Here is a 14202-nt window from a genome sequence, read left to right as displayed (position 1 = left end):
TCACCCTACTTAACCCTATTTCACAATCACCACAATCAAATCACGCGGCCCATGCACGCCCTCAACGCGCGAGAGCTCGATATCGGAGGTGGCGGAGGGGCCGGAAATCCAGGTGGCCGGACGCTCCGGATTGATGCGCGAGACCATCTCGGGCACGCCGTAGACAATCTGATCCGCGCGCACGATGCACACGTGGCGGTCCGGGACCAGAGTGAGCGCGCGGCGCCCGCACAGTTCACCGGACTCCAGCACGATGGTGCCGGTCTGCGCGGAGGTCACGTGGGACTCGGTGACAACGGCGTCGACGGCGTCGAGCTGGCGGGGGTCGGAGGAGGCGTCGTCAGGCGAGGCCTCACCGTCGAAGCTGTCGAGCAGGCTGGCATCCATGCCCGGGGCGTAGACCACGCTGCGGCAGCCTTTATCTCGCAAAATCCCGGCGATGGTGGAGGCGAGCTCCTCCTCGGTTGTCACGTGGACGGCCGCCTTGTAATCCTCGAGGCGGTCGATGAGCATCTCGCGCAGCTCCTCGGCGTTGAGGGTGCCCGTGGTCTGGTACTCGCGGGGGATCTCCACCGAGCTGCTCAGACCGGCCTGCTTCTGCGCTGCGGCGATGCGCTTGAGAATCTCCGCCTTAGCGGAAGAGTTGCGCACGTTGTCACTTAGCTGGGTGCTCACTTGATGCCCTCCTTTTTGGCGTTGGCAAGCAGTTCCTGGGCTTCGGGGGAGTTGAACCATTGGCGGAAGGACTTCTTCGGCGGCACCGCGGTATCGCGGGCGTCCGACCAGCCGGACATGAACAGCGGGAGCTTGTCCATCACGCCGTTGAAACCGCCGAGCACGCGGCCGAGTGCCACCATGTGGGTGACCTGGTTCCACAGCTTGGGGTTGGACCACACCAGCTGCACGATGCCAAAGAGCTTGGACTCCACCGGCGGGGTGGCGTGGGTGACCTTCTGGTGGCGGTTTTCCAAGATGACCTCGGAAAGCGGGATCTTCACCGGGCAGACCTCGTCGCAGCGCCCGCATAGGGAGCAGGCGTAGGGCAGGCTGGCCGAGGGATCGTGGTGGTCCTTCATGCCTGTGAGCTGCGGGGTGAGAGAAATGCCGATGGGGCCGGGGTAGACCGAGCCGTAGGCGTGGCCGCCGGCGCGCTCGTAGACCGGACAGACGTTGAGGCAGGCAGAACAGCGGATACACTTGAGCGCCTGGTGCCCGATGGGCGAGGAGAGCGCGGCGGTGCGGCCGTTATCGAGCAGGACCACGTGGAAGTTCTGGGGGCCGTCGCCAGGCGTGACGCCCGACCACATCGAGGTATACGGGTTCATGCGCTCGGCAGTGGAGGAGCGCGGCAGCAGCTGGAGGAAGACCTCGAGATCCTGGAAGGTGGGCACGAGCTTTTCCACACCCATCACGGTAATCAGCGTCTCCGGCAGGGTCAGGCACATGCGGCCGTTGCCCTCGGATTCCACGATGTTGATGGTGCCGGTCTCCGCCACGCCGAAGTTGGCTCCGGAGATGGCTACCTTGGCCTTCATGAACTGCGTGCGCAGGAAGGTACGGGAGGCCTCCGCCAGCTCGGCGGGCTCGGCCTTGAGGGACTCATCGGTGTGCGGCATCTTTTTGACAAAGATGTCACGGATTTCCGCGCGGTTGCGGTGGATGGCGGGCACCAGGATGTGGGAGGGCTTGTCTTCACCCAGCTGGACGATGAGCTCCGCGAGGTCGGTCTCGCGGGCGTTGATGCCCACGGATTCGAGGTGCTCGTTGAGCCCGATCTCCTGGGTGGCCATGGACTTGACCTTGACCACGTCGGTCTCGCCGGTGGAACGGATGAGCCCCTCGATGATCTCGTTGGCCTCCTTGGCGTCGCGGGCCCAGTGGACGATGCCGCCGCGGGCGGTGACCTGCTCTTCGAACTGCACGAGCAGCTCGCCCATGTGGGAGGCGACGTACTCCTTGAGCGCCGAGCCGGCGTCGCGCAGCTGCTGCCAATCCGGGGTTTCATCCACGGCGTGCTGGCGCTTGGTGCGGATGGTGGTGGTGGCGTGGTGCAGGTTGCGGCGCTGGGTGGCGTTGTTGAGGCCCACGTGGGCCAGCGGCACGAAGGCCTTCTCGCCGCGCAGGTTGCCGTAGCCTTCCGGGGCGCGGGGTGGGGTGGTGTCGAGGAAAGAGGTCATTAGAGCATCTTCTCCTTGGAGTAGGCCGCGGACGTGGGCGTCCACGGGTGGTCCTTGGTGGAGGCGAGGATTTCGGCCATGTGCACCACGCGCACGCCGGAGCGCTGGCGGGAGAGCGCGCCGCCGATGTTCATGAGGCAGGAGGAGTCACCGCCGGTGAGGTACTCGGCTTCGGTGTCCTTGACGTGGCGGGTCTTATCGTTGACCATCGCCTGGGAAACCTCCGGGTTCTTCAGCGAGAAGGTGCCGCCGAATCCGCAGCACTCCTCGGCGTTGTCGAGGGTGACCAGCTCGATACCCTCGACCTCCTGGAGCAGCTGGTAGGGGCGATCCCCCAGCTTGAGAAAGCGCAGGCCGTGGCAGGAGGGGTGGTAGGTCACGCGGTGCGGGAAGAAGGCACCTACGTTGTTCACCCCGGCCACGTCGACGAGGAACTCGGGGAGATCCAGGGTCTTCTTGGCGGCGATGGTGGCGCCGTCGACGTCGGCGGCGGTGCCGAAGCGGTCCGCGATCTTGACGTGCTGCTCGCGCACCGCGCCCACGCAGGAGCCGGAGGCGGAGACCACGTAATCGATGGAGGGATCCGTGAAGGCGTCGGCGTAGCTGCGGATCATGCCGAGGGTCTCCTTCTGGTAACCAGTGTTGATGTGCATCTGGCCGCAGCAGGTTTGCTCCTCAGGAAAGACCACCTCATGGCCCAAGCGGGAGAGAATGAGCGCGGTGGCCTTGTGTACGTCGGGGAAGAGTGCGTCTCCAATACAGGTGGAGAACAAAGCGATCTTCATACTTTCTCCTTGTTAGTGACTACCCCAAAATTCTACGCTTTCCGCTTATGTATTTCGCGTTTGACCTGCGATTATTGCGCTAATTACGCAACGGAAATGTTGTGAAAACACGGAATGTGCTGGGTAGGTGACTGTGCGGGAGTGGCGCCTCAGGGACAATGCGTGCGCGCACCACGCGGGTGCGGTGGCGGGTTGGAAGCTTCACCCGGTGGGGTGGCTGGTGGTGGGGTAAAGCGCGCCAAGGCGGGATGAAGATCAGAGTAGCGCATCCCCAGCTAGGGGGTAGGTGTGCGGGTGGACACTTCTACCGTGGCCTGTGGGCTATCCGCTATCTTGGACTTTCGATATGAGAATTCATGAGAAAGTTCTGGACTGGGTCACCGAGCAGCTGGAAAGCGGCCAGCTCACCATCGGGGATCACCTGCCCAGCGAGCGCGCCCTGGCGGAATCCCTCGGGGTGTCGCGCAGCTCCCTGCGCGAAGCACTGCGCGTTCTCGAGGCGATGGGTGTGCTGCAGTCCGCCACGGGCTCGGGCCAGCGCTCGGGCACCATAGTTACGGCTAATCCGGAGCAAGCCCTGGGCATGGCCATGAGTTTTCAGCTGGCCAGCAGTCAGATGCAGCCGGAGCACATCTTCCGCACCAGGATCCTCTTGGAGACCTCCGCCATGCGCGAGTCCAACCCGGAGGGCTTTGATGTGGAAAAGACCGCGGAGATCCTCGAGCACATGGAGCGCCCCGACGTGCCCATCGAGCAGTTTTTGCGCCTGGACGCGCAGTTCCACGTGGCCCTCTCCCGCGCGGCCGAGAACCCGCTGCTGAGCACGCTCATGGAGGCGGTGGGCCTGGCCATTTCTGATCACACGCTGCAGCTTTCCCACAACCTGCCAGACTGGGAGCAGACCTCCGCACGCCTGAAGGCGGAGCATCGCGAGATCCTGGAGGTCCTGACGCAGGGCCGCAGCGCCGAGGCGGCACAGCTGCTGGAGCAGCACATCCGGGGCTACTACCAGGAGACGGGGCAGCGCCTGAGCTAGCGGACTAGAGGGGTAGTCGCTTGGCGACGCCCCTCTGATCGCCGACTTATTGCCGACTGATCATCGGCTGATCGCCGGTTGGCTGCCGCTAAAGCGGGGGTATCCGGAGGGTTGAGAATGGGGTGCTGGCGCACATCATTGCAGCTGCCGCGCTACGCGCCACAGTGGGGGAGGCTTCCTTCCGATGTGGGCATCGTTTGCGCTGCTTGGTGGCACTCTGTGCACCCGAAGGAGGGGAGAAGCGGAGGCTGCGCACCTCGCTCGATGTGGTGCCCCGCCTCACAGTGCGGGCGGGTGTGTGGATTGACACATAGGAAAATCCTCGAATACGGTCTGTGGTCAGACCTCATGGTAGGACCACAGGGATAGTGGTTGTGGTTCCTGCCGTCGCTGCTTAGCCGTGTGTGGTCGCCGGCCAGCGGAACGAGCGTGCAAGGGTTGGTTTCACGCTCGGGCCGCTGCCCTCATGATTGATTGCTTCATCCTCAGGCAGAAGGAGATTCCCCACGTGAGCACAACTACTGCGCCCACCTCGCAGACCGCGCAGCCACACAAACTGAATTGGCGCGTCATCGTCGGCAGCTTGAGCGGCAGCACCGTCGAGTGGTTCGACTTCCTCGTCTACGGCACCGTTGCCGCCCTGGTGTTCAACCACACCTTCTTCGTGACCGACAGCGAATTCCTGTCCACGATGTTTTCCATGGCGTCCTTCGCCCTGACCTTCTTCTTCCGCCCCATCGGCGGCATCATCTTCGCCCACATCGGTGACCGCATCGGCCGCAAGAAGACGCTGTTCATCACGCTCATGCTCATGGGCGGCGGCACCGTGGCCATCGGCCTCATTCCGGACTACAACACCATCGGCGTCGCCGCCCCGATCTTCCTCATCATCTGCCGTATCCTGCAGGGCATCGGCATCGGCGGCGAGTGGGGCGGTGCGCTCCTGCTGTCCTACGAGTACGCGCCCAAGCAGCACCGTGGCTTCTACGGCGCCATCCCGCAGATGGGCATTAGCCTGGGCATGCTGTTGGCCTCCGGGTTCGTGGCCCTGCTGACTCTCATGCCGGAGGATGACTTCATGGCCTGGGGCTGGCGCATCCCGTTCATCGCCAGTGTGATCCTCGTGGCCATCGGCATGTTCGTGCGCTCCAAGCTGGAGGAAACCCCGGACTTCCAGAAGGTCAAGGACTCCGGCAACGTCGCCCGCATGCCCATCGCGGTGGTCTTCAAGGATCACTGGCGCGCGGTGCTCGTCTCCATCGGCGCCAAGGCCGCTGAGACCGGCCCCTTCTATATCTTCGGCACCTACATCATCGCCTACGCCACCGGCGTGCTCGACGTGCGCCGCGACCTCGTGCTCAACGCGGTGGCGGTGGCCGCGCTCATCGCCACCATCTGGATGCCCATCTTCGGCCGCCTCTCCGATAAGTACTCCCGCGCCAGCCTCTACCGGCTTATCACGGTGCTGACCATCCTCTACGCCTTCCCGTACTACATGCTGGTCAATACCGGGAACACCCTCGCGCTCTTCGCTGCGACGGCCATCGGCTTCGGCTTCCTGTGGGGCAGCGTCAACGCCATCCTGGGCACCATGATTGCGGAGAGCTTCAGCCCGGAGATCCGCTACTCCGGCGCCACCTTGGGCTACCAGGTGGGCGCGGCCATCTTCGGCGGCACCGCGCCGCTTATCGCCACCGCCCTCAAAGAGTGGTCCGGCGGGCAGTGGTGGCCGATTAGTGTCTACGTCATCGCCTGCGCGGCGCTGGGGCTTATCGCCTCCTTCTTTGTAGCCCACGTGGCCCACGTAGAGGAAGAGCACGCCGAGGCCGCCCACGCTGCCTAGGGCCTGACCTTTCCCCTTCAGATTCCCCTCAACACTATCCGCGTCAATCGCGGCGTCGGCAACGCTACCCGATGCCGCGATTGTCCTTTATCTTCGCTAGAGTAATGCAGCATGAATCCAGCTGATCTTGCAGTTCTCATCAAAGAGACCGCCGCCGCGGTCATGACCGAGCATTCCCTCGATACCAGCGTCCTTCCCGCCGAAGTGACCGTGGAGCGCCCCCGCAACCCGGAACACGGCGATTATGCCACCAACCTGGCTCTCCAGGTGGCCAAGAAGGCCGGGGCCAACCCGCGCGAGCTGGCGCAGTGGCTGGCAGATTCCCTCTCTAGCAACGCTGCCATCGATGAGGTCTCCATCGCTGGCCCGGGCTTTGTCAATATCCGCCTGGCGGCCGCCGCGCAGGGCGCCATCGTGGAGCAGGTGCGCGCCCAGGGTGCGGACTACGGCCACAATGACACCTACGCCGGCGAGAAGATCAACCTGGAGTTCGTCTCCGCCAACCCCACTGGCCCCATCCACCTGGGCGGCACCCGCTGGGCCGCCGTCGGTGACTCCCTGGGCCGCGTGCTCGAGGCTTCCGGCGCCGAGGTGACTCGCGAGTACTACTTCAATGATCACGGCGAGCAGATCAACCGCTTTGCTCGCTCTCTGGTGGCCGCCGCCAAGGGCGAGCCCACCCCGGAGGACGGCTACGGCGGAGCCTACATCCAGGAGATCGCCGCGGACGTGCTGGAGAAGAACCCGCAGGCCCTCGAGGGCAGCGCCGAGGAGGTCCAGGAGAACTTCCGCTCGGTGGGCGTGGAGCTCATGTTCGCCCATATCAAGGACTCCCTGCACGCCTTCGGCGTGGACTTTGACGTCTACTTCCACGAGAACTCCCTGTTCGAGTCCGGCGCGGTGGACAAGGCCGTCCAGCACCTCAAGGACAACGGCAAGCTCTACTTCGCCGATGGTGCTTGGTGGCTTAAGTCCACCGACTACGGCGATGACAAGGACCGCGTGGTCATCAAGTCCGACGGCCACGCCGCCTACATCGCCGGTGACATCGCCTACGCTGCCGACAAGTTTGATCGCGGCCACGATCTCGCCATCTACATGCTGGGCGCGGATCACCACGGCTACATCGCCCGCCTGCGCGCGGCCGCGGCCGCCATGGGCTATGACCCCAACCAGGTCGAAGTGCTCATTGGCCAGATGGTCAACCTGGTGCGTGACGGCAAGGCCGTGCGCATGTCCAAGCGCGCCGGCACGGTCATCACCCTCGATGATCTCGTTGATGCCATCGGCGTGGACGGCGCGCGCTACTCCCTGGTGCGCTCCTCGGTGGATTCCTCCCTGGACATCGACCTGGGACTGTGGGCCTCCCAGTCTTCCGATAACCCCGTTTACTACGTGCAGTACGGCCACGCGCGCATCTGCTCCATCCTGCGCCGCGCCGCCGAGGCCGGTGTGAGCGCCGAGGGCGCGGATCTGGGCCTGCTCACCCACGAGAAGGAGGGTGATCTCATCCGCACCCTGGGTGAGTTCCCGGAGGTTGTGGCCACCGCGGCCAGCCTGCGCGAGCCGCACCGAGTGGCCCGCTACGCCGAGGAGCTTGCGGCCGTCTTCCACCGCTTCTACGACCAGTGCCAGATCCTGCCCAAGGCAGACGAGGAGGCCCAGCCGGTCCACGCCGCGCGCCTCGCGCTGGCCGACGCCACCCGTCAGGTCCTGGCCAACGCCCTGACCATGGTGGGCGTGTCCACCCCGGAGCGAATGTAGGAGACAGCGATGACGAGCTTCAACCAGCTTCCGGCCCACGTGTGGCCACGCACGGCCGCGCGCCGCGAGGACGGCGTGGTCACCATCGGCGGGGTAGCTCTGACCGATCTCGCCGCGGAGTACGGGACCCCGCTCTACGTCTTCGACGAAGAGGACTTCCGTTCCCGCTGCCGCGATATGGCCCAGGCCTTCGGGGGCCCAGAGCACGTCCACTACGCCTCCAAGGCCTTCATCTCCCGGCAGGTGCTGGGCTGGGTCAACGAGGAGGGCCTATGCCTGGACGTGGCCTCCCTAAACGAGGCGAAGCTCGCGCTGTCCACCAGCTTCCCGCCGGCGCGGATGACCGCCCACGGCAACAACAAGGAAGACGAATACCTGCAGCTGTGCGTGGACAACGGTGTGGGCCATGTGGTGCTGGATAACACCGAGGAGCTCGACCGCCTCGACGCCATCGCGCGTGAAGCCGGCCGCGTCCAGCCGGTGATGATCCGCGTCAAGCCCGGCATCGACGCGCATACCCACGAGTTCATCGCCACCGCCCACGAGGACCAGAAGTTCGGTATCTCGCTGGCCACGGGTGCTGCTTTTGACGCCGCCCAGCGCGTACTCGAGGCGGAGAACCTCACCCTGGTGGGCCTGCACTGCCACGTGGGTTCCTCAGTCTTTAACGCCGAAGGCTTCAAGCTCGCTGCCGAGCGCGTGCTGGGCCTGTACAAGCGCATCCACACCGAGCTTGGCGTCTCGCTCAAGGAGCTGGATCTTGGCGGCGGCTTTGGCATCCCTTACATGGAGTACGAGGAAGCACTCGACGTCGCCTCCCTGGCCTCCGATCTGCTGGCCGCCGTGGAGCGCACCGCCCGTGAGCTCGGCATCGAGCCGCCCTTTGTGCTGGTCGAGCCCGGCCGCTCCCTGGTGGGGGCCTCGGCGGTGACGGTGTATTCCGTGGGCACGGTCAAGGACGTGGAGACCGGCAAGGCCGAGCTGCCGATTCGCCGCTACCTCTCCGTGGACGGCGGCATGTCCGATAACATCCGCCCGGTGCTCTACGGCTCCGAGTACGACGTGCGCGTGGTCAACCGCCGCACCGAGGGCGAGCCGGTAGATTCCCGCGTGGTGGGCTTCCACTGCGAGTCTGGCGATATTTTGGTCAACGAGCGCGAGCTGCCGGGGGATATCACCAGCGGTGACCTTCTGGCCTTTGCCACCACCGGCGCCTACCAGTACATGATGGCCTCGCGCTACAACGGCGCGCTGCGCCCGGCGGTGGTCTCCGTGCGCGATGGGCAGGCCCGCCTCATGCTGCGCCGCGAGACGGTGGAGGATCTGCTCTCCCTCGAGGTGGAGTAGGGACCCCTCAGGAGACTCCGTGAATAAAAGTGGGGGAGCTAACATCCCCCACCCAAAAAATAGACAGCTCGTTCTGTATAGTGTTGGGCATCCATTTGCTTAACGACGATCACAGCGCCGGTAACCGCCGATCACGCTGCCGATCACAACACTGTTGAAGGGGCGAGATGACCGAGACGAACCACGACGCGACGACGCAGACGGCAACGCAGCGAAAGGGCGCGCACAGTGGCACTGTGGGCGTTGCGCTGCTGGGCTTTGGCACCGTGGGTGCTGAGGTCTACCGCCTGCTCAACGAGCACGCTGATGCCTTCGAGCAGCGCATCGGAGGCCGCGCGGAGATCCGCGGCATCGCCGTGCACAACAAGAACAAGCTGCGCCCGGGCGTTCCCCAGGAGCTGCTGACGGACGACGCTAAGTCCCTCGTCCTGCGCGAGGACATCGACTTGGTCGTTGAGGTCATTGGCGGCATCGACTACCCCCGCGAACTGGTGCTCTCCGCGCTCAACGCGGGCAAGTCCGTGGTCACCGCCAACAAGGCACTGGTGGCCGCCCACGCCGACGAGCTGGCCGAGGCCGCCGACCGCGCCGAGGTGGACCTCTACTTCGAGGCCGCCGTGGCTGCGGCCATCCCGGTGGTGGGCATGCTGCGCCGCTCCCTGGCCGGTGATCAGATCCAGCGCATCTCGGGAATCGTCAACGGCACCACCAACTTCATCCTCGACGCCATGGAGTCCACCGGCGCTTCCTACGACGAAGCACTGGCCGAGGCCACCCGCCTGGGCTACGCCGAGGCCGATCCCACTGCCGATGTCGAGGGTCACGACGCCGCCTCCAAGGCTGCCATCCTGGCCTCGCTGGGCTTCTACACCCGCGTAACCTTCGATGACGTCTACTGTGAGGGCATTTCCAAGATCACAGCCGACGATATCAGCGCCGCCAACCAGGCCGGCTACTCCATCAAGCTGCTGGCCATCTGCGAGCGCCTGGTGGATGAGGCCACCGGCCAGGAATCCGTCAGCGCGCGCGTTCACCCCACCCTGGTCCCGAAGGAACACCCCTTGGCTTCCGTATCCCAGTCCTACAACGCAATCTTCGTCGAGGCTGAGGCAGCCGGCTCCCTGATGTTCTACGGCAACGGCGCCGGCGGCAACCCCACCGCCTCCGCGGTGCTTGGTGACCTGGTGGGTGCTGCCCGCAACATCGTGCACGGCGGGCGCGCCCCGGGGGAGAACACCTACGCCAACCTGCCGATTGCCCCCTTCGGCGAGGTCACCACCCGCTACCACGTGGACATGGAGGTCGAGGACCGCACCGGCGTGCTCGCCGCCATCTCCGGCGTGTTTGCCGGCCACGACGTCTCCCTGCGTACCGTGCGCCAGGAGGAGCGCGGCGATACTGCCCGCCTCATCGTGGTTACCCACTCCGCCAAGGAGTCCGAGCTGGAGAAGATCGTCGCGGAGCTGGGCCAGCTCGAGGAAGTCAAGGCAGTCCACTCCGTGATCCGCCTGGGCGCCTAGGGCGCTGGGGCTTTTAGCTAACGAGCAAAGGAGAACTTCATGAGCACCGACGTCGAAGTGGGCACCAAGGTCACGGTGTCCGTGCCGGCATCCTCGGCCAACCTGGGGCCCGGCTACGACACCCTGGGCATCGCGCTGAGCCTCTACGACACCGTCGAGGCGGAGGTCATCCCGTCCGGGCTGGAGGTGGAGATCTACGGCGAGGGCGCCGAGGACCTCCCGCGCGATGGCTCGCACCTGGTGGTCAAGGCCATCCGCTCCGCGCTGCAGGCTGCCGACGTCACCGTGACCGGCCTGCGCGTGGTGTGCACCAACAACATCCCGCAGTCCCGCGGCCTGGGTTCCTCCGCCTCTGCGGCGGTGGCCGGCGTGGCCGCGGGTAACGGCTTGGCCGGGTTCCCCTTGAACCAGGGGCAGGTGGTGCAGCTCTCCTCGGCCTTTGAGGGCCACCCCGATAACGCGGCGGCCTCCGTGCTTGGCGACGCCGTCGTCTCCTGGACCACCGTGCCGGTGGACGGCCAGACCCCGCCGGAGTACAAGGCCGCCAGCTTGCACGTGCACGAGTCCATCAAGGCCACGGCCCTGGTACCGGATTTCAAGGCCTCCACCCAGGCGGTGCGCCGCGTGCTGCCTTCCCACGTCACGCACGCCGACGCTGCTTTTAATGTCTCGCGCACCGCGGTCAACGTCGCAGCCCTGACCCAGTACCCCGAGCTGCTGTGGGAGGGAACCCGCGACCGCCTGCACCAGCCCTACCGCGCCGATGTGCTTCCGGTGACCGCGGAGTGGGTTAACCGCCTGCGCAACCGCGGCTATGCCGCCTACCTCTCTGGTGCCGGCCCCACCGTCATGGTGCTGCACACCGAGCCGGTCGAGGAGTCCATCCTGGACGAGGCCCGCGAGCAAGGCTTGCGCGTGCTTGAGCTCGAGGTGGCCGGCCCGGTGAAGGTGGAGCGCAGCTCCTAGGCTGCTGCTGGTCAGCTTCTAGTCTGTGGCGTTCACGTTCACGCAGCACACGCCGTTGCCGGACTTGGGCAAGAGCTCCAGGTGCAGATTCTCGCCGGAGTTCTTCGCGGTCTGGTCGAGGAATCCGGCGTGGATGCCGCAGACAAAAGGAGAGGGCTTCACGCCCGCCGCCACGAAGGGGCAAGCGTGCAGCTCCATGGTGGCCTCGCCATTGTGCTGGTACTCGGCGTGGGAGAAGACCGGGTCAAAGCCCATGTCGCGCATCTTGCGGTACAGGGAGAGCAGCGCACCTGGCTGCGCCTTGCCACCGGCGAGGGTCGAGTTGGCCCAGGAGCGCCCGATCTCGCGGGCCTGCTCGGAGGCGAAGTCATCGAGCTGATCCTTATCTGCCAGCATCTCCGCGAGCACGCTGATGAGGGTGATGTACTCCTCGGCCACCGAGCGGTTATCGGGCACACGCACCTGGAAGATGAGTGAGGGGCGCCCGCGGCCCTTGGCCGGTGAGGTGGCCACGCGCACCGCGCCGGCTTGGACGAGTTCATCGAGGTGCCCGCGGGCGGTGTTGACATGCATGGACATGTCCGCTGCGATGTCGGCGGCCTTGGCGCCTTGGGGGTAGTTTTGCAGCGTGGTGAGCACTTCGCGTTGCTTGGGGGAAAGGCGAAGCGCCTCGGGGAAGAGCTCAGTGGATGAGCGAGGCATTTGCGCTGACATGAATGCTCCTTTATGTACCTATCAGGAAAACTTTACCGCCCCTACCCCTATTTTTTACAAATTTGGATATGCGATATCTGCCACTACGTGCGCAAAACCTGGCTAATTAATACATTTTTGGATAGACGCGCAGGTTGGAAACCGCAACGCGCACTAAGGAGCCGGGCCCGCCTGCGGGGTGGCCCGCGGGGGCAGCAGCGCGCAGGCGCTGCCCGGCAAGCTCGAGGATGAGCACGTCTTTGCCGCCCTCGTGGGTCAGCGCCACCACGGTGGTTTCTGCTGTGGTCTTCCCGGGTGCTCCCGTAGTGGCAGCATCGCGTGCCTCGGGCACCACGACGACGTCCTCGTCGCTGCACGTGGCGCAGACGGGGCCGGAGTAGCCGGGTGTGAGGCTGGCGTGCTCGATGGAACTTAGCGGAACGCGCAGCCCACCGCAGGAAAAGAACTCCCCGTCTACGCTGCCCTCGAGGAAGTTCACGCCTTGCAGCTCGGCAACGAAGGCCGTTGGCGGCTGAGCAAGCAGAGCGCGTGCGGGACCCTGGGCGCGCACCTGGGCGTTGTCCATGACGAGTAGCTCGCTGGCCAGTGCGGTGACGTCCTCCAGTCGGTGGGTGACCAGCACGAGGGTGCGTGTGCCGGAGGCGGTGGACAAGAAGTAGCGCCAGCGCGCGGCGGCTGCGACATCCATGGCGGCAAAGGGCTCATCGAGGACCAAGACCTGCGGCCGGGCGGCCAGCGCGCGCAAGAGGGCTACTTGGGCGGCCTGCCCGCCGGAGAGCTCACGCACGTGGCCCAAGCCGCTCAGCCCGGCGGCACGCAGAAGCTCCTCGGTGCGGGAGGCATTGCCGGTGACCATGGTCAGCGCTTGGCGCACGGTGGCCGTCGGCGGCAGTCCGGGGCGCTGGGTGAGCATCACGATCTGCGCGCGGTGGCTCGTGCGTGCGGTTGCGTCCGCGTGGTCCGCCTCCCCGTGGCCGCCGCGCACGGTGGCGCCGCTGAACCTGCCGCCCAGAAAACTCATGAGCGTGGTCTTGCCGGAGCCGTTGGGGCCGATGACCGCCGTGGTAGCGCCGCCCGGGAAACGCACGTGGTGGGAGGGGGTGTCGAGGAGGACGTCGTCAAGCGTGGCGTTGTCGGCGGCGGTGAGATCGCGCAAGGCGGCCACGTCCATCGCCTCGGTGTGCTTGGGGGTCTGGGTACTGCGGTGGGCGCGGGTCCAGGCCCACAGCCCGGGTGCGGCAGCGATGATGAGTGCGACGAGCGCCAGGCCAATGAGTAGCGCGGACAGGGCGTAGGCGTGATCGGCGCTGACCTCGCGGGCAAGGTAGATGCCGCTGGGCATGGTGCGCGTGACCCCGGGCATGGATCCGGCGAAGGTGATGGTGGTGCCGAATTCCCCCAGGGAGCGGGCCAGGGCCAGAGCAGCGCCGCTGAGCACGGCCGGGGCGATGGCCGGGGTAGTAATGCGGCTGAGGATGCGCCAGGGGCTAATGCCCACCGCCCGAGCGCTGGCGTGAACCTCCGGATCGAGGTGGCGCAGCGCGGAATCCACCGCCACCACCACGAAGGGCATGGTGACAAACGTGTGCGCGGCCACCACCCCAGAGAAGGCGAAGGCAAGCTGAATGCCCGTGGCCGCCAGCAGCGGCGAGAGTAGGCCCTGGCGCCCCAGCAGCGCGGTAAGCGCCAGGCCGCCAACCACCGGGGGCATGGCCAGGGGCAGGTAGACCAGCGCGCGGGCCAGCGGGGCGCTGCCGCGCAGTTGCTGCAGCCACAGCGCCAGGCAGGTGCCCAGCACGGTGGACACAGCGGTGGCGATGAGCCCGGAGCTGAGGGTGATCCGCACTAGGTCGGCTGTCTCCGGGGTGCGCAGCAGGCTGCCCAGATTCCTCCAGGGAACGCGGGTGCCCAAGGCCAGCACGGGGGCGAGGATGTAGGCCGCGGCGAGTAGTGCCACGAGGGCGACCGGCAGCGGGAAGCGCGCGGGGGCCTCGGTAAGCGGGCCGCGCACGGCGCCGGTGTGCGGGGTGGGCGTGGGTGAATCTGGCAT

At 66.0% G+C, this 14202-nt stretch carries 11 protein-coding genes; 6 read left to right on the top strand and 5 right to left on the bottom strand.

Translation table 11 applies throughout. The features are described 5' to 3' along the window. Nucleotides 1–15 precede the first annotated feature (15 nt). From Q4E25_RS04910 to Q4E25_RS04900, 3 genes are read right to left on the bottom strand one after another with little or no spacing between them, the layout of a single operon-like run. Nucleotides 16–675, bottom strand: a complete 660-nt coding sequence (locus Q4E25_RS04910; protein WP_303154681.1) for an LUD domain-containing protein — start codon at nt 673–675, stop codon at nt 16–18. Then, entirely contained in the window at nt 672–2177 is a 1506-nt protein-coding gene (locus Q4E25_RS04905) for a lactate utilization protein B (RefSeq protein ID WP_303154680.1), read from the bottom strand. The genes Q4E25_RS04910 and Q4E25_RS04905 overlap by 4 nt, the downstream gene beginning before the upstream one ends. Beyond that, entirely contained in the window at nt 2177–2962 is a 786-nt protein-coding gene (locus tag Q4E25_RS04900) for a (Fe-S)-binding protein (protein WP_303154679.1), read from the bottom strand. The genes Q4E25_RS04905 and Q4E25_RS04900 overlap by 1 nt, the downstream gene beginning before the upstream one ends. 346 nt (nt 2963–3308) lie before the next feature. Between Q4E25_RS04900 and Q4E25_RS04895 the strand changes: the two genes are divergently transcribed. The 6 genes from Q4E25_RS04895 (at nt 3309) to thrB (ending at nt 11438) form a co-directional block, all read left to right on the top strand. Next, complete coding sequence (locus Q4E25_RS04895) at nt 3309–3998, top strand: FadR/GntR family transcriptional regulator (protein WP_303154678.1); 690 nt, start codon at nt 3309–3311, stop codon at nt 3996–3998. Between the two features lie 508 nt (nt 3999–4506). Next, nucleotides 4507–5841, top strand: coding sequence for an MFS transporter (locus tag Q4E25_RS04890; protein ID WP_303154677.1), 1335 nt, complete (start codon nt 4507–4509; stop codon nt 5839–5841). Between the two features lie 111 nt (nt 5842–5952). Beyond that, nucleotides 5953–7605: an arginine--tRNA ligase gene (gene argS, locus Q4E25_RS04885; RefSeq protein WP_303154676.1), complete on the top strand. Its 1653-nt coding sequence runs from the start codon at nt 5953–5955 to the stop codon at nt 7603–7605. Between the two features lie 9 nt (nt 7606–7614). Continuing rightward, nucleotides 7615–8952, top strand: coding sequence for a diaminopimelate decarboxylase (lysA, locus tag Q4E25_RS04880; protein ID WP_303154673.1), 1338 nt, complete (start codon nt 7615–7617; stop codon nt 8950–8952). A gap of 167 nt (nt 8953–9119) precedes the next feature. Beyond that, a complete protein-coding gene (locus tag Q4E25_RS04875; RefSeq protein WP_303154671.1) occupies nt 9120–10472 on the top strand; it encodes a homoserine dehydrogenase in 1353 nt (450 codons plus the stop codon). 39 nt (nt 10473–10511) lie between these two features. After that, on the top strand, nt 10512–11438 hold the full coding sequence (thrB, locus tag Q4E25_RS04870) for a homoserine kinase (protein WP_303154668.1): 927 nt from the start codon (nt 10512–10514) through the stop codon (nt 11436–11438). Nucleotides 11439–11456: 18 nt separating this feature from the next. Here thrB and Q4E25_RS04865 read toward each other — a convergent pair whose 3' ends face one another. Next, entirely contained in the window at nt 11457–12152 is a 696-nt protein-coding gene (locus tag Q4E25_RS04865; RefSeq protein ID WP_303154665.1) for a metalloregulator ArsR/SmtB family transcription factor, read from the bottom strand. 106 nt (nt 12153–12258) lie between these two features. Continuing rightward, nucleotides 12259–14202 carry an ATP-binding cassette domain-containing protein gene (locus Q4E25_RS04860; protein WP_303154663.1) on the bottom strand — a complete coding sequence of 648 codons (1944 nt, stop codon included), beginning with the start codon at nt 14200–14202 and terminating at the stop codon, nt 12259–12261.

Origin of the sequence: Corynebacterium sp. (assembly GCF_030532325.1) — a bacterium.
Classification (GTDB): Bacteria; Actinomycetota; Actinomycetes; order Mycobacteriales; family Mycobacteriaceae; genus Corynebacterium.
Note: the sequence above shows the minus strand (reverse complement) of the source record. Positions and strands in the feature narration are given on the sequence as shown.

What these genes read in the sequence shown, in the direction of transcription:
- thrB (WP_303154668.1), top strand. Translation starts at nt 10,512, where the DNA reads ATGAGCACCGACGTCGAAGTGGGCACCAAGGTCACGGTGTCCGTGCCG.
- argS (WP_303154676.1), top strand. Translation starts at nt 5,953, where the DNA reads ATGAATCCAGCTGATCTTGCAGTTCTCATCAAAGAGACCGCCGCCGCG.
- Q4E25_RS04865 (WP_303154665.1), bottom strand. Translation starts at nt 12,152, where the DNA reads ATGTCAGCGCAAATGCCTCGCTCATCCACTGAGCTCTTCCCCGAGGCG.
- lysA (WP_303154673.1), top strand. Translation starts at nt 7,615, where the DNA reads ATGACGAGCTTCAACCAGCTTCCGGCCCACGTGTGGCCACGCACGGCC.
- Q4E25_RS04905 (WP_303154680.1), bottom strand. Translation starts at nt 2,177, where the DNA reads ATGACCTCTTTCCTCGACACCACCCCACCCCGCGCCCCGGAAGGCTAC.
- Q4E25_RS04895 (WP_303154678.1), top strand. Translation starts at nt 3,309, where the DNA reads ATGAGAATTCATGAGAAAGTTCTGGACTGGGTCACCGAGCAGCTGGAA.
- Q4E25_RS04860 (WP_303154663.1), bottom strand. Translation starts at nt 14,202, where the DNA reads ATGCCAGATTCACCCACGCCCACCCCGCACACCGGCGCCGTGCGCGGC.
- Q4E25_RS04900 (WP_303154679.1), bottom strand. Translation starts at nt 2,962, where the DNA reads ATGAAGATCGCTTTGTTCTCCACCTGTATTGGAGACGCACTCTTCCCC.
- Q4E25_RS04875 (WP_303154671.1), top strand. Translation starts at nt 9,120, where the DNA reads ATGACCGAGACGAACCACGACGCGACGACGCAGACGGCAACGCAGCGA.